Origin of the sequence: Kocuria subflava (assembly GCF_012163155.1) — a bacterium.
GTDB lineage: Bacteria > Actinomycetota > Actinomycetes > Actinomycetales > Micrococcaceae > Kocuria > Kocuria subflava.
Genome location: NZ_JAAVUN010000006.1, coordinates 41,794 through 56,724, shown reverse-complemented (window position 1 = coordinate 56,724; position 14,931 = coordinate 41,794). Strand labels below are relative to the sequence as shown.

Annotated in this window: 16 protein-coding genes; 6 read left to right on the top strand and 10 right to left on the bottom strand. The window is 64.5% G+C overall.

Annotation, left to right across the window (positions count from 1 at the left end; translation table 11 throughout):
• Positions 1-140: 140 nt before the first annotated feature.
• Together galE and dapD are read right to left on the bottom strand one after the other, a co-directional pair.
• Positions 141-1,157: a UDP-glucose 4-epimerase GalE gene (gene galE / locus GTW58_RS04640; RefSeq protein ID WP_119933196.1), complete on the bottom strand. Its 1,017-nt coding sequence runs from the start codon at positions 1,155-1,157 to the stop codon at positions 141-143.
• A gap of 134 nt (positions 1,158-1,291) precedes the next feature.
• Positions 1,292-2,257, bottom strand: a complete 966-nt coding sequence (gene dapD, locus GTW58_RS04635; protein ID WP_047688436.1) for a 2,3,4,5-tetrahydropyridine-2,6-dicarboxylate N-succinyltransferase — start codon at positions 2,255-2,257, stop codon at positions 1,292-1,294.
• A gap of 39 nt (positions 2,258-2,296) precedes the next feature.
• Here dapD and dapE point away from each other — a divergent pair, with 39 nt between their 5' ends.
• Entirely contained in the window at positions 2,297-3,427 is a 1,131-nt protein-coding gene (gene dapE / locus GTW58_RS04630) for a succinyl-diaminopimelate desuccinylase (protein WP_119933197.1), read from the top strand.
• Positions 3,428-3,508: 81 nt separating this feature from the next.
• On the opposite strand, the gene GTW58_RS04625 is transcribed toward dapE, so the two are convergent.
• The 4 genes from GTW58_RS04625 to GTW58_RS04610 all read right to left on the bottom strand — a co-directional run bounded on the left by GTW58_RS04625 (position 3,509) and on the right by GTW58_RS04610 (position 6,927).
• Positions 3,509-4,387, bottom strand: coding sequence for an amino acid ABC transporter permease (locus GTW58_RS04625; RefSeq protein ID WP_047688432.1), 879 nt, complete (start codon positions 4,385-4,387; stop codon positions 3,509-3,511).
• A complete protein-coding gene (locus tag GTW58_RS04620) occupies positions 4,387-5,073 on the bottom strand; it encodes an amino acid ABC transporter permease (RefSeq protein ID WP_119933198.1) in 687 nt (228 codons plus the stop codon). Before GTW58_RS04620 ends, GTW58_RS04625 begins: the two co-directional genes overlap by 1 nt.
• Positions 5,074-5,242: 169 nt before the next feature.
• Positions 5,243-6,088, bottom strand: a complete 846-nt coding sequence (locus GTW58_RS04615) for a glutamate ABC transporter substrate-binding protein (protein WP_047688427.1) — start codon at positions 6,086-6,088, stop codon at positions 5,243-5,245.
• 50 nt (positions 6,089-6,138) lie between these two features.
• A complete protein-coding gene (locus GTW58_RS04610; protein WP_119933199.1) occupies positions 6,139-6,927 on the bottom strand; it encodes an amino acid ABC transporter ATP-binding protein in 789 nt (262 codons plus the stop codon).
• A gap of 130 nt (positions 6,928-7,057) precedes the next feature.
• On the opposite strand from GTW58_RS04610, the gene GTW58_RS04605 reads away from it, so the two are divergent.
• The 3 genes from GTW58_RS04605 to GTW58_RS04595 all read left to right on the top strand — a co-directional run bounded on the left by GTW58_RS04605 (position 7,058) and on the right by GTW58_RS04595 (position 9,499).
• The gene (locus GTW58_RS04605; protein WP_047688425.1) at positions 7,058-7,972 is read left to right on the top strand and encodes an LOG family protein; all 915 of its coding nucleotides are present in this window, start codon (positions 7,058-7,060) and stop codon (positions 7,970-7,972) included.
• On the top strand, positions 7,969-9,228 hold the full coding sequence (locus tag GTW58_RS04600; protein ID WP_232818063.1) for a hypothetical protein: 1,260 nt from the start codon (positions 7,969-7,971) through the stop codon (positions 9,226-9,228). The genes GTW58_RS04605 and GTW58_RS04600 overlap by 4 nt, the downstream gene beginning before the upstream one ends.
• Before the next feature lie 103 nt (positions 9,229-9,331).
• Positions 9,332-9,499 carry a DUF3117 domain-containing protein gene (locus tag GTW58_RS04595; RefSeq protein WP_081993569.1) on the top strand — a complete coding sequence of 56 codons (168 nt, stop codon included), beginning with the start codon at positions 9,332-9,334 and terminating at the stop codon, positions 9,497-9,499.
• Between the two features lie 148 nt (positions 9,500-9,647).
• Here the strand turns inward: GTW58_RS04595 and GTW58_RS04590 are convergent, their stop codons facing one another.
• Positions 9,648-10,280 (bottom strand): O-methyltransferase, encoded by a 633-nt coding sequence (locus tag GTW58_RS04590; RefSeq protein ID WP_047688423.1) that lies wholly within the window; start codon positions 10,278-10,280, stop codon positions 9,648-9,650.
• A gap of 220 nt (positions 10,281-10,500) precedes the next feature.
• Between GTW58_RS04590 and GTW58_RS04585 the strand changes: the two genes are divergently transcribed.
• Positions 10,501-11,160, top strand: coding sequence for a hypothetical protein (locus tag GTW58_RS04585; RefSeq protein ID WP_119933200.1), 660 nt, complete (start codon positions 10,501-10,503; stop codon positions 11,158-11,160).
• Between the two features lie 43 nt (positions 11,161-11,203).
• Entirely contained in the window at positions 11,204-11,641 is a 438-nt protein-coding gene (locus tag GTW58_RS04580; RefSeq protein ID WP_119933201.1) for a twin-arginine translocase TatA/TatE family subunit, read from the top strand.
• Between the two features lie 32 nt (positions 11,642-11,673).
• On the opposite strand, the gene GTW58_RS04575 is transcribed toward GTW58_RS04580, so the two are convergent.
• From GTW58_RS04575 to GTW58_RS04565, 3 genes are read right to left on the bottom strand one after another with little or no spacing between them, the layout of a single operon-like run.
• Positions 11,674-12,849, bottom strand: coding sequence for a P-loop NTPase (locus GTW58_RS04575; protein WP_119933202.1), 1,176 nt, complete (start codon positions 12,847-12,849; stop codon positions 11,674-11,676).
• A gap of 14 nt (positions 12,850-12,863) precedes the next feature.
• Positions 12,864-13,595, bottom strand: coding sequence for a DUF1003 domain-containing protein (locus GTW58_RS04570; protein ID WP_081993566.1), 732 nt, complete (start codon positions 13,593-13,595; stop codon positions 12,864-12,866).
• Positions 13,588-14,892 (bottom strand): magnesium transporter MgtE N-terminal domain-containing protein, encoded by a 1,305-nt coding sequence (locus tag GTW58_RS04565; protein ID WP_047688419.1) that lies wholly within the window; start codon positions 14,890-14,892, stop codon positions 13,588-13,590. The genes GTW58_RS04570 and GTW58_RS04565 overlap by 8 nt, the downstream gene beginning before the upstream one ends.
• Positions 14,893-14,931: the final 39 nt, after the last annotated feature.

The window sequence follows — 14,931 nt, the reverse complement described above, 5'->3', positions numbered from 1 at the left end:
CGATTCCTGACGACGACGCCGGGGGCACCTTCCGTACGGAAGGTGCCCCCGGCGTCGTCGTAGACCAGGTGCTGACCAGTGGTTTGTGCCGCCCATCAGCTCTGATGGGCGGCACAAACCACTACTCAGGAAATGAAAGATCAGCCTTCGTAACCGTTGGGGTTGTTCTTCTGCCAGTTCCAGTGATCGCGGCACATGGTGTCCATGTCCCGGTCCGCGGACCAGCCCAGATCAGCCAGGGCGGCGGAGGCATCAGCGTAGGTGGTGGCGGCATCGCCGGGGCGGCGCTCCACCACCTCGTAGGGGATTTCCACGCCGGAGGCCTTCTCAAAGGCGTCCCGGACCTCCAGCACGGAGTACCCGTGACCGGTGCCCAGATTCCAGATGCGCAGCCCACCATTGGCGGCCAGCCAGTCCACGGCCTTCACATGGCCGTCAGCCAGGTCCACCACATGGATGTAGTCGCGCACGCCGGTGCCGTCCGGGGTGGGGTAGTCGCCGCCGAACACGCGCAGCTTCTCCCGGCGGCCCACGGCCACCTGCGCCACAAAAGGCATGAGGTTGTTGGGGATGCCGCGGGGGTCCTCGCCGATCCGACCGGACTCGTGGGCGCCCACCGGGTTGAAGTAGCGCAGCAGGGCAATGTTCCAGCGGTCATCGGCGGCGGCCAGGTCCACCAGGATGTCCTCGATCTGTTCCTTGGTGCGCCCGTACGGGTTGGTGGCGTCCTTCTCCACCTTCTCCGTCAGCGGCATGGTCTCCACCTCGCCGTACACGGTGGCCGAGGAGGAGAACACGATGGTGCGGCAGTCGTTGTCCTCCATGGCATGCAGCAGGTTCAGGGTGCCGCCCACGTTGTTGGAGTAGTACCGCAGGGGCTTTTCCGCAGATTCGCCCACGGCCTTGAGTCCGGCGAAGTGGATGACCGCCTCCGGCTTCCAGGTCTGGAACACGCGGTTCAGGCCCGGGGCGTCCAGCAGATCCACCTGCTCAAAACCGTCGATGCTGCGCCCGGCCAGTTCTTCCACCCGGACCAGGGATTCCCGGGAGGAGTTGGCCAGGTTGTCCAGCACGACGACGTCGTGACCGGCCTCCAGCAGTGACAACACGGTGTGAGAACCGATGTAACCGGTACCGCCGGTCACGAGAATGCGCATGGGATGCCTTTCTGTTGTGGTGAACCGTCCCTCGGTTCACCGGTGATGGGGTGGGACCTGACGATCCCGGTCGGGTCCCACCCACCTCAATCTCTGGCGTGCCGGCGGGCTCACCACCCACCCACACGCGGATCTCAGTTCTTGTGCAGAGCCTCGTTGAGTTCCACGGTGTGCCCGGCACGGGGCAGAGCCTCCACCGCACCGGTGAGGGAGTTGCGGCGGAACAGCAGGTTGGGAACACCGGAGAGATCCACGGCCTTGACCACCTGGGGCTCATTGCCCTCACCCAGCACGTTCACGCGGGTTCCGGCCGTCACGTACAGACCGGCCTCCACCACACAGTCATCGCCCAAGGAGATGCCCACACCGGCGTTGGCACCCAGCAGGACGCGCTCGCCCAGCTGGATGCGCTGCTTGCCGCCTCCGGAGAGCGTGCCCATGATGGAGGCGCCGCCACCGATGTCCGTGTGATCCCCGATCACCACACCGGCTGAGATACGGCCTTCCACCATGGCGGTGCCCAGGGTGCCTGCATTGAAGTTCACGAATCCTTCGTGCATGACCGTAGTGCCCTCAGCCAGGTGCGCGCCAAGGCGGATGCGGTCGGCATTGCCGATGCGCACACCGGTGGGGACCACATAATCCACCATGCGCGGGAACTTGTCCACGGAGAGCACCGTGACATTGCCGGTGGAGCGCATGCGCAACAGGGCGAACTGCAGTTCCTCGGCCAGCACCGGACCGCGGGAGGTCCAGGCAACATTGGCCAACAGGCCGAAAATCCCGTCCAGGTTCAACGTGTTGGGCTGCACCAGACGGTGGGAGAGAAGGTGCAGGCGCAGGTAGGCATCTGCGGCGTCCTGCGGGGCCGCATCAAGATCGATCACGCGTTCCACGATCTCGGCGGTCACGTTGCGCTCGGCATCAGGGACGGCAGCACCGCGGAGGTCGGCATCCAGGGAGGTGTCCGGCTCCTGGGCCAGGACGGGGTTGGGGTACCACACGTCCAAGATGGTGCCGGCCTTGGGGCCTCCAGCCACAACAGTGGCCAAACCCATTCCGGCGGCGTAGCGGGGGGCGTCAGAGTGATTGGAAGTCATGGGTCCATCCTACGGATCACGCGCCGCTAGGGTGGTTGGATGACGATTGCGCATTCCGGCACTCAATCGCCCACACCATCACCGCTGGATCTTGCGGCTGACCCGGCTGAGCTCACAGCAGCGTTGATCGACGTCGAGTCCGTCTCCGGCAACGAGGGCCCGCTGGCCGATGCCGTGGAAGCAGCTTTGCGTGAACATTCTCACCTAGAGGTCCACCGCGACGGCGACGCCGTGGTGGCCCGCACCCAGATCGGCCTGCCCGAGCGCGTGGTGCTGGCCGGTCACCTGGACACCGTCCCGTTGCCGAGCGCGGATGGTGCCAGGGGGACGGTGCCGTCGTCGTGGACTGAGCACGACGACGCCCGGGTGCTCTACGGGCGTGGTGCCACGGACATGAAGGGTGGGGTGGCCGTGCAACTGGCTCTGGCGGCTGAGCTGACCCGCCCCAACCGGGACGTGACCTACGTGTTCTACGACCACGAGGAAGTGGATTCCGCCAAGTCCGGGCTGGGCCGGTTGTACCGCAACTGCCCCGAGCTGCTGGAAGCCGATTTTGCGGTGCTGCTGGAACCCACCGACGGCACGGTGGAGGGTGGCTGCAACGGGACGCTGCGATTCACCATTGAGCCCACCGGCCTGGCTGCCCACTCCGGGCGTGCCTGGCGAGGGGAGAACGCGATTCACAAGCTCGCCGACGTCCTGGAGGTTCTGGCGGGGTATGAACCGGCTGCCATTGAGGTGGAGGGGCTGGTTTACCGGGAGGGACTGAACGCCATTCGGATCAGCGGCGGCGTGGCGGGCAATGTGATTCCGGATGCCGCGCGGGTGGAGATCAACTACCGCTTTGCCCCGGACAAGACCCTGGAAGAAGCCCAGCAGCACTGCCGGGACCTGTTCCCCGGACATGACCTGAGATTCGTGGATCTCTCCCCGGCCGCACGTCCCGGTCTGGACCGCCCAGCTGCTGCAGCCTTTGTGGCCGCGGTGGGACAGGAGCCCAAGCCCAAGTACGGCTGGACTGATGTGGCCCGCTTCTCCGAACACGGGGTTCCGGCCGTGAACTTTGGGCCCGGAGATGCGCTGCTGGCGCACACCGACGACGAACACGTGACCGCCGATGCGGTGCGCGCCTGCCACCGAGCCTTGAAGTCCTGGCTGAGCGCTGAATGAGTCAAACGGGTGGCAGTTCGGTACGTCGTCAACAGCTGATGAGGTACCGAACTGCCACCCGTCTGTGGTTGGGTCCTGGAACTACTTGGCAGGAGTTGGAGCAGCCGGTGCTGGTGCGTCAGGGGTCTTGGTCTTGCCGGAAGTGCGGTAGCTCAGGAACCCGGAAAGCCACTGGGCCAGTGAGGTCAACGCAAAGTTGATGACCACAAAGATCACGGCTGCCATCAGCAAGGTCTGCAGGATGTTGCCATCCCCCGATCCCAGGCGTCGGCCGGAGGCCAGCAGCTCGGGGTAGGTGATGATGTATCCCAGTGCCGTGTCCTTGAGGATCACCACGAACTGGCTCACCAGGGACGGCAGCATGGCCGTGAGAGCCTGCGGCAGCAAGATCGAGCGCAAGGTCTGGGACTCGGTCAGACCCACCACCAGGCCGGCCTCCCGTTGCCCCCGGGGCAAACCGTGGACACCGGAGCGGATGAGCTCGGCAATCACGGATCCGTTGTAGAACATCAGGGCCAGCACCACAGCCCAGAACGGGGTCTCCGTGGGCTGGACCAAACCGGTGCGTCCAAGCCCTAAGTAGAAGAAGATCATCATGACCAGCACGGGCACCGCGCGGAAGAACTCCACCACCACTGTGGAGATCCCGCGGATCACCGCCACCTGGGACAGGCGGCCCAGACCAAAGATCAGGCCGAAGATCACTGAGAGCACCACGGCCACACCAGCGGCCCGCAAGGTGGCGATGATGCCGGGAATGAAGAAGTTGTTCCAAGACCTGGCCGTGAACAACTGGGTCCACTTGGACGACTCCAGCTGACCGCGCTCGCCCAACTGAGCCAGCACGTACCAGGCGATGGCTGCCACCAGCAGCACACCCACGATGTTGAAGATCAACGTGAGCATCCGCCCGCGCGGTCCTTGGACGTCAAACAGAACGTTCTGTGCTTTGGAGGACATCAGCGCACCACCGCAAACTTTCGGGAGGCCCACGTGGTCAACAGACCCACGGGAACCACGATCAGGACAAAGCCGATGGCCACGGTCAAGAACACCGCAATGATCACGTCAGGCCGGAACTCAATCATGGACTTCATCAAGGCGGAGATCTCCGTGACCGAGGCGGCAGCAGCCACCGTGGTGTTCTTGGTCAGTGCGATCAGCGTGTTGCCCAGGGGAGTGATGGCTCCGCGCAGGGCCTGCGGGAAGATGATCAGCCGCGCGGCGGGCAGGAAGCCCAGCCCGATGGCGCGGGCCGCTTCTGCTTGCCCCACCGGGACAGTGTTCACACCGGACCTGATGGCCTCACACACGAACGCTGCGTGATAGATGGCCAAACCGACCACGGCGTAGCGGAAGAAGTTCTTGTTGAAGTCCGGGCTGAGGTTCAGCTGCAGCTGGGACCACACACCCAACACCAGGAAGACCAGGATGATGGTCAACGGGGTGTTGCGGATGATGTTGACGTAGGCGGCACCGAGCCAGCGCATGGAAGTGATGGGGGAGACCCGCATCAGGGCGAGCACGGTGCCCAGCAGCATGGAGCCGATGGCCGCAAAGAAGGTCAATTGGATGTTGACCCAGAACGCGGATGCGACGTCGAACTGCTCGAACAGACTCGCAAAGTCTGAGAAATAGCTACTCACGATGCCTCTTTGAGGTCACAGACGAGTCTGTGAGATGGAAATGGGATGAAACCTGCCCGGTGCATGTTCGGACAGGGGGTTAACGGCGTGTGGTGGGTGCACCACCTGGGCAGTGCACCCACCACACGCTGATCACGATGATTCAACGGGCCTGGTGCGGCCGGTTGGATCAGGAACCGCAGGTCTCGTCAGGAGTCGGCGGGTTCCAGTCGGTGTTGTAGGAGTAGTCCGCGCCCTCGGTGTTGGAGGTCACGGCCTCCTCCCAGGCGCCGTCCTCAACCATCTTTTCGATGGCGGCGTTGATGTCCTCGCACTTGTCCGAGCCCTTGGGCAGGCCCACGCCGTAGCGCTCCTCGGAGAAGGTGTTGCCCACCACGCGGAACTGGCCCTGGTTGGCATCCGTGGAGGCCAGTCCGGCCAGAATGATGTCGTCAGTGGTCACCGCGTCCACACCGCCGGAGCCCAGCATGGTCACGCAGTCTGCGTAGCCGCTCTGCTCCACCAGGTTCACACCTTCGACCTCGTCGCGAACGTTCTCAGCGGAGGTGGAGCCCGTGACGGAGCACAAGTTCTTGCCGTCCAGATCCTGGGGTCCGTTGATGGAGTCGTCATCGGCACGCACCAGCAGGTCCTGACCTGCGGTGAAGTACGGGCCGGCAAAGTCCACGGACTCCTTGCGGGCGTCAGTGATCGAGTAGGTGGCAAAAATCATGTCCACCTGGTTGTTCTGCAGCATGTTCTCGCGGTTGGCCGAAGGGGCTTCAACCCACTCGATCTGGTCCTCGGAGTAGCCGAGTTCATTGGCCACGTACTTTGCGACGTCGACGTCAAAGCCCGTGTAGTCCCCGCCGTCGGCGTAGCCCAGGCCGGGCTGGTCATACTTGATGCCGATGCGAACGGTGTCCGAATCGCCGCCGTCGCCGTTGCCCGAGTCCCCGCCGCCACAGGCGGAAAGGGTCAGGGCGGCAGCTGCGGTCAGAGCCACGGCGCTGTAGATCTTTTTGCTGCGGTGCATTGGTGTCTCCCTTGGTGTTGTGAGGGTGTTGAAGGGTTGGTGGTGCTGGATCAGTGGTTGAGGATCTTGCTCAGGAAGTCCCTGGCGCGCTCGGACTGCGGGTTGGAGAAGAACTCCTCCGGGGTGTTCTGCTCCACGATCTGCCCGTCAGCCATGAACACCACCCGGTCTGCCGCACGGCGGGCAAAGCCCATCTCGTGGGTGACCACGATCATGGTCATGCCTTGGCGGGCCAGATCGGCCATGGTGTCCAGGACCTCGTTGATCATTTCCGGGTCCAGGGCGGAGGTGGGCTCATCAAAGAGCATGACCTTGGGGCTCATGGCCAGGGCGCGGGCTATGGCCACACGCTGCTGCTGTCCACCGGAGAGCTGGGCCGGCAGTTTTTCCGCCTGGTTGTCCACCCCCACGCGCTTGAGCAGTTCCATGGCGCGCTCCTTGGCGGCAGCCGAGGACTTGCCACGGACCTTCATTGGTCCGAGCGTGACGTTTTGCAGCACGGACTTGTGCGCAAACAGGTTGAACGACTGGAAGACCATGCCGACGTCCGCACGCAGCTTGGCCAGCGCCTTGCCCTCCTTGGGCAGGGGGTTGCCGTCAATGGTGATTTCGCCCTCGTCAATGGTTTCCAGGCGGTTGATGGTGCGGCACAGTGTGGACTTGCCGGAGCCGGAGGGGCCGATGACCACCACCACCTCACCGCGCTTGACGTCCAAGTTGATGTTCTTGAGCACGTGCAAGCTGCCGTAATGCTTGTTTACGTTGGCGATCTTCACCAAGGTCTCACCGGCCTGCGTGGCGATGGGACTTGTTGGCGGACTCACAGTCTGGTTGGGCATGTCAAGAACATAGTTGAGGTTTGGTCAATGTGAGGTCAACCACGTTGCAAGTTGGTGAAATTCCTAGAGAATGTTGCGCCACGAAGCCACGGGGGGAGCCTGCGCGGGGCACCCCGATACCGTGGAGACCATGACTTCCACCCCAGAAACCCCCACGCCGGAGCGACAGACCCGAACTGATCCGCCCGCAGATGCTTCCGGACAACCGGTGTCACCTGCGCATTCAGCGAGCCCATCAAGTGGCTCCGGCCAACCGTTCCGACACAAGGGCCCGATTCTTCTGCGCGGCCGTGAGTTGCACCGCAGCACTTCTGACCAGCGGTTCTTGGAGCCGGAAGTGCTGGCTGGGCGCGAACCCGGTGACTTCACGCGCAGCGACCCCTGGCGGGTGCTGCGGATCCAGAGCGAGTTCGTGGATGGTTTCGACACCCTGGCTCGACTGGGGCCTGCAATCTCCGTGTTCGGTTCCGCGCGCACGCCGGAGTCCTCGCAGGACTACTCCATGGGGCGCGCCGTGGGCCGCCAGTTGGGGGAGGCCGGGTACGCCGTGATCACCGGTGGTGGCCCGGGCATTATGGAGGCCGCCAACCGCGGTGCCCATGACGTCGGCGCCCGCTCGGTTGGTCTGGGCATTGAGCTGCCGCATGAGCAGGGTCTGAACCAGTACATCGACCTCGGCATCAACTTCCGGTACTTCTTTGTCCGCAAGACCATGTTCGCCAAGTACTCCCAGGGCTTCATTGTGCTGCCGGGTGGATTCGGCACGTTGGACGAGCTCTTCGAGTCCCTGACCTTGGTGCAGACCAGCAAGATGACCCGGTTCCCGGTGGTGCTGATGGGAACGGCCTTCTGGGCACCGCTGGTGGACTGGATCAAGAACACCTTGGTGTCCGAGGGCATGATCTCCGCCGGAGACGTTGATCTGCTGTGTGTCACGGATTCCCCCGAGGAGGCTGTGGCTGTCATGCGGGAAGCTCACGAACGCCGGTCCCACGAACAGCACCATCTTGACCTTGATGAGTTCCCCGAAGGTGGACAACGGTGAACCCAGATGCCCCCACCCGGGTGCATCTGGCTCTCACACAGGCCACCGGTCGGACGGCCTCTGCCTTCGCCGTTGTCCCGTGGTGGGGCCAGGCTCTTCTGATCTGGTTGGTCTCCAGACTGTGGGCGGCGATCATCTTCGTCGTCGTCGACCGCCAGTCACCTGACGGTCCGTGGGGGCCCACTCCGCTGGGGTACTTCAACGTGCTGAGCATCTGGGACGGCCAGTGGTACGAGCGGGTTCATGACGGCGGTTACCCCTCCGAGCTGCCTAGAGACGCCACCGGTTCGGTGCAAGCCAATGCATGGGCGTTCTACCCGGTGTTTCCCCTGGTGGTGCGAGCCATCACGGCGGTCACAGGTCTGCCGTGGGCCGTTGCGGCCTCCACCGTGGCGCTGTTGGCGGGGTTTGCAGCCGCCGTGCTGATCCTCAAGCTGTTCCGGGAGTTCTTGGCACCGGATCCAGCGGTGTGGGCATTGGCTGTGGTGGCCTTCGGCCCGGTGTCGCCGGTGTTCCAGGCGGCGTATGCGGAATCCCTCCATCTGGCCCTGCTGGCAGCCGCTTTGCTGTTGGCGGTACGGGGCCGGGTGCTGTGGTCCGTGGGTCTGATCCTGGTGATGTGCCTGACCCGGCCGGCCGGTGTTCCGTTTGCTGCCGCGTTGGGGCTGACCTGGTTGATCCACGCCGTGGGATCCCTGCGCAGCCACCACGCCAACGGGACGTGGAAGGCGGGTGCGGTGCTAGGGGTGTTCAACAAGTGGTTCTGGTTGGCGGTGTGGGCCTGCGCCTGCGCGTTGGTCTGGCCGGCCTTCGCGTGGGCCGTGACCGGTGAAGCCACGGCGTACACGGAGACCGAAACCGCATGGCGTGGATCTTCCCTGGTGGTCTTCGAACCCTGGTTCGCACTGGGGGAGAGGTTTATGGGCCCGTACCTGGGGTGGCTGGGCGTGGTGGTTCTGGTGGTGGGCTTTGCCCTGTTGATCACCACCCGCACGGTGCGTACCACGCTGCCGCTGATCGTGTGGATGTGGGTGGCCTGCTACGCCGTGTACCTGCTGGCCTTCCTGCACCCGCAGTCCTCCACCTTCCGCATGTTGGCGCCGTTGTTCGTCCTGGCAGCCCCGTTGGTGGCCGCAAGCCCGGCGCGTTCCTACCGGATCACGCTGATTGTGGTGGGTGCCTTGTTCCAGATCGTCTGGGTGGGATACCTCTGGCAGTGGTCGCCATTGCCCGGCGGCGGTGACTGGCCACCGTGATCCGGCTTGTCACCAGCAAACCCAGCCGGTCGCGCTCGCAAATACCAGCAGGCCGTCCGGTAAGATGTGACGGAAACTCACGTCGATGACAGGAGAACAACCAATGGCGGCTATGAAGCCGAGGACTGGTGACGGTCCCATGGAGGTCACCAAGGAAGGCCGCAGCCTGATCATGCGCGTGCCCCTGGAAGGCGGCGGACGCCTGGTCGTTGAACTCAAGGCCGATGAGGCCGCAGAACTCAAGGAATGCCTGGAAGGCGTGACCTCCTGAGCCTGAAGTGACCTCGTCAGTTCCCGGGCAGTTCTGCCTGGCGGCTGACCACGAACTCAAGAGCCCTCCACCGATCACGGTGGAGGGCTCTTTTCACCAGAGATGTCCCTACAGGGACGGGTAGACGACTGCCAATCCCGGGCCCGGGTCACTTCTTGACGGCCACCAACAGGCCCGAACCGGCTGTGAGGATGGCGGAGAAAAAACGGTCGTCCTCACGGAACACACGGTGCATCTCCCGGTGGATGCGTGTGGCTTCATCCCGGACCACCGGGTCCGGCACCCGGTCCTGGTCCAGGGTGTCCTGGACCACCAGGGTGCCTCCGGTGCGCAGCATCCGTGCGGCTTCATCCACGTAGAGCAGGGCGTTGGCGGCATCGGCGTCCAGAAACACCATGTCGTAGGCCCCCGTGGTCAGGCGAGGCAGGACCAAGGAGGCTCGCCCGGAAATGGTGCGGATCCGGTTGCTGGCCACTCCGGCCTCCCGGAAGGTGTCCCGTGCGCCGCGCAAAGCCCGGACATCGGTGTCCACGGTGGTCAACACGGAACCCTCAGGCAGGCCCCGCAGAATGGCGGTACCGGAAACTCCGGTGCCGGTACCCACTTCCACCACGGATCGTGGCCGGGCTGCGGCGGTCAGCACCGTGAGCGCTGCAGCAACACCCGGTGTGACCGGGCGGATGTTCAAGGTGGTGGCGCGTTCGCGTGCACGCAGCAGGACCTCGTCCTCCCGAGGGTAGGCCTCGGCATAGGACCAGCTGGTGGTCTTGCCTCGGCCCATTTTTCACCCTCCCGTTCTGCGTCAACTCCAGTGTGCCCTGAGCATCCTACTCGTCCCGACCGCTTGGGGGACCGGGGGGGTGAGGATCAGTCCGCTCACGGCCCGCAACGGGCCTGCGCCCAGGAGGCGTTCAGGTTCTCCGGTGACCATGGCGGTGACCTCTTGAACCGGTCTGTTGTGAACACCCCACAGACCTCTTCACCAACGGGATGAATCAGGCGTGCACAAGGTTTTCTGGACTCAACGGATCGTGGTGGTCTCCCTGGCGGTCGCCTCGTTCCTGCTGGTGGGAATCGCCCTGTCCGGTTGGTATGTCGGATCCCGCGGTGCCACCACGTCCACGGGCTCCGCAACGGTCTCCGGTTCCACCTGGATGGGGCCGCAAGGGCTGGTGCACACCCAGAACTCCGACGTCGACACCTTGCGTGCCGACGGCTGGACCCTGCCGCTGGTGGGGCTCAACGGGTACAGCACAGAATCCTTGAGGTTGACCACCGTTGCCGGGCAACCGGCCGTCGTCGTGGTGGTGGAGAACAACCGATCCCGGCAGATCACCGTGGTGGAACAACGCGGCACCGTGGACACCGAGCACCCCGTGGCCGGGGACACCGGGCTGCCGGCCAGTGCCGTGGGGCTGGAGCGCACCTCCATTTCCGGTGCCACCGTGTGGGTCCATGAGGGCAAACCGTGGCGGGCCATGATTGTTCACGACGACGTCGTCTACACCCTGGTCTCCGATGCCGCACCACCGCGCATGGTGAATCTGTTGCAGCAGGTCGAGGCCGGTCACCGGGCCGTTCTGGACCAGCCGGCCCAACCCGACCACGGGACCTTGGAAACCATTGCGCTGGGCTGGCGGCGCATCCTGGGAGTGCAATGAGAACTCGCGTCCGCACCCAACTCCGACTGCTAACCTCTTAGCCGTGTTCGGTATCAGTGGAGCAGAAGCAATCGTCCTGATTGTGGTGGCGCTGCTTGTGATCGGCCCGGAACGTCTGCCCGAATACGCGCAGAAGCTCAAGGACCTGGTCAAAGCAGCACGCCGTTATGCCAGCGGAGCCAAGGACGACCTGCGCGAAACCCTGGGCCCGGAAGTCACTGACGTCGACTGGCGCAGACTGGACCCCCGGCAGTACGACCCCCGCACGATCGTGCGGGAGGCGTTGGCGGAAGTGGATCAGGAGGACGCCGAGGAAAAGCGCCGCCGTGAACGGGAAGAGCGTGAGGCCGCCCGGGAAGCACGCAAGGCCGAGCGGGAGGCTGGAGGCAGTGGGGGAGGCTCCACCGCCGCCACCCAGACCACGTCACTGGTGCGCCTGGCACCCGGTCAGCGGGCTCCGTTCGATTCAGAGGCCACCTGAGCCACCGCTTTCTGGGGCTGGTGCCACGTTGCTCAGCGTGGGGTGACGCCCAAGGACATGCCTGCCAGCCCGCGGGGGCCGTCGATCTGTTCGGCGATCTCACGCAGGGCAACCGCTGCCGGGGAATCAGGCTCCGACCAGACCACCGGCGCACCGGCATCACCGGCCTGACGCAGCGCCACGTCCAAAGGAATGGAACCCAACTTGGGCACGGGGTGGCCCATGCGTTCCGTCAAGGACTCCGCAATCTGCTGCCCACCACCTGAGCCGAAGAGCTCCAGGCTGGAGCCATCCGGCATGACCATGGCGGCCATGTTCTCCACCACCCCGGCCACGCTCTGCTCCGTCATGGCGGCCAAGGTCCCGGCGCGCTCGGCGATGCCTGTGGCGGCCTGCTGGGGGGTGGAAACCACCAGGACCTTGGAGTGCGGGAGCTTCTGCGCCACGGAGATGGCAACATCTCCTGTGCCCGGGGGCAGGTCCAGGAGCAGGTGGTCAAGATCCCCGAAGTGGACATCCGCCAAGAACTGCTCGATGGCCCGGTCCAACAGGGGACCGCGCCACACCACGGGAGTGGCGGGGTCAGTGAACATTCCGATGGAGATCACCTTGACGCAGCCAGGAGTGCCGTTGTCCCGACGGGCGTTGCCCGGAACCTCCACGACAGCAGGCAGGATCATCTCATCCACTTTGGTGGGGCCACGCTGAATCCCGAACAAACCAGGGATGGAGAACCCATGGATGTCCGCATCCACCACTCCCACCTGCCGCCCGCGGGCAGCCAGGGCAGCTGCGACGTTGGCAGTCACCGAGGACTTGCCCACCCCACCCTTGCCGGAGGCCACTGCGTGCACCCGGGTCAGGGAATCGGGATCGGCGAACGGGATGCTACGGGTGTGGCCCAGACGCTGTTTGAGTTCCTGCCGCTGCTCCGGGGTCATCACGCCCAGTTCCACCGTCACGCGGTGAACGCCGTCCACTTGCATGAGGGCGGATTCCAGGTCCGCCTCAATGGTGGAGCGCAGAGGACATCCGGAAATGGTGAGCAGCACCCCCACGGTGGCCGTGCCATCGGCTTCCAGAACGGCCCGCTGCACCATGCCCAGATCCAACAGCGGACGCTGCAGCTCCGGGTCCTGGACCGTGTTCAACGCATCACGCAGCCTGGGATCCACGGTGGGTTGGGGCAAAACGGTCTCAGAACTCACTGGTGTCACTGCTCTCAGGACGGGGTGTTGGTGTCCGGGTCGGTTTGGGTGCGCTCCACGGGCTGATCCAGCGGCTCGGCATGGGGTTCCAGCGAGTCCGGAACCACCGGAATCAGCCCGGTGGGTGCAGCCTTGGAGTCCCGGGATTCACCGGGACCTGTCTTCTTCTTTTTCTTCGTCTTGGGCGCCAACGTGGCAGGTGTTGCCGGAGATTTCTTACCGGCGTCGTCGTCGTTCTCATCCCGGTCCTCCAGCAGTTCCTGGAGGAGGTCACGCATCTCTGAGCGGACGAAGTCGCGGGTGGCCACATCCCGGACAGCCATGCGCAACGAGGCGATCTCCCGGATCAGGTACTCGGTGTCCGCCAGGTTCTCCTCGTCGCGCTTGCGGTCCTGTTCGGCAATCACACGGTCACGGTCGTCCTGTCGGTTCTGGGCCAACAGCAGCAGGGGAGCGGCGTAGGAGGCCTGCAGGGAGAGCATCAAGGTCAACAGGGTGTAGTTCAACGCACGGGGGTCGAACTGCAGGCTCTCGGGCATCAAGGTGTTCCACCCCAGCCACACCACCACGAACACGGTCATCCACAACAGGAACTGCGGAGTACCCATGAAACGGGCAAAACCCTCTGTCATCTGACCAAAGGAGTCCGGGTTGGGACGCAGTCGGTCCCACACGCCGTGACGCAGACCGGATGGCGTGTCCAGACCGGAGGAACGGCGTTCGGCGTTTGCGCGGATGTCACTCATAGCGTCGTCCCACCTTTCGTACGGGGGTTCCATCGTCCCAAGTCCGCCAGTCATCGGGCAGAAGATCGTCCAGGACGTCGTCAATGGTCACAGCGCCCACCAGGCGCCGGTTCTCATTGACCACAGGGATGATGGTGAGGTCATAGGTGGCCAGTTCTTTGGCCACATCGGAGATCGGGGCCATGTCACGCACGGGCTCGATCGAGGTGTCCAGCATGGTGCCCAGAGGTTCAGGCGGCGGCACGCGCAACAACTGTTGCATGTGCACCATGCCCAGATACCGCCCAGTGGGGGTTTCCAGCGGCGGGCGGCACACGAACACGGCGGCCGCCACGGCGGGGGAAACCTCCTCCTGCCGGATGGCGGCCAGGGCATCGGCCACGCTGGTTTCCGGGGAGAGGATGATGGGCACGGGAGTCATCATGGAACCGGCTGTGCCTTCGTCGTACTCGAGCAGGCGGCGGACGTCCTCGGCTTCTTCCGGCTGCATCAACTGCAGCAGGTCCTCGGCCTGGGTGTCCGGCAGCTCGTTGAGCAGGTCCGCGGCATCATCCGGTTCCATTTCCTCCAGGACGTCTGCAGCACGCTCAACGTCCAGGTTGGTCAGGATGTAGACCTGGTCCTCCTCCGGAAGCTCCTGGAGAACGTCTGCCAGCAGTTCGTCCTGCAGCTCACCTGCGATCTCCATTTTTCGCTTGTCGGAGAGCTCGTGCAGTTCCTCCGCCATGTCCGCGGGCTGGTCCTCCTCGTGCGCTTGGACCCACTGCGTGGCGGCCTGTGGCCCCACACTGGCCAGATCGCGGGCCTCTTCCCAGTCCACCACCAAGGTTTCCCCGGGACGACGACGCATCAACCCGCCCGTGGTGCTTGCCCGGCGCACGAACAACTCCGTGAGTTGCCAGTCCCCGGAGCGGGCCCGTTCCATGGCCACGTCCACAATGGTGGCCGTGCCCGAGCCGTCCAGCAGGGCAACGTGTTGATCAAACATCTCCCCGATCACCAGGGTTTCCTGTCCGCGCTGTTGGAACCGGCGCAGGTTGACCAGGCCGGTGCACACTATGCGTTTGGAGTCCATGCTGGTCACACGGGTCATGGGGACGAACACACGCCGTTTGCCGGGGACCTCAACCACCATGCCCACCACAATGGGCCGTTTGACCTGACCGCCGCGTTTGCCTCCGGGGGCGCGGCGCAGCACCACAAAGTCGCGGAGGCGTCCCACACGGTCGCCCAGGGGGTCGAAGACGTCCAGACCGATCAATCGGCCGATGAAGATCTTTTCCAGGGAGCTGCTCACCGCATCAGCCTACTGGCCGTGCACCGGGTTCAGCCCATC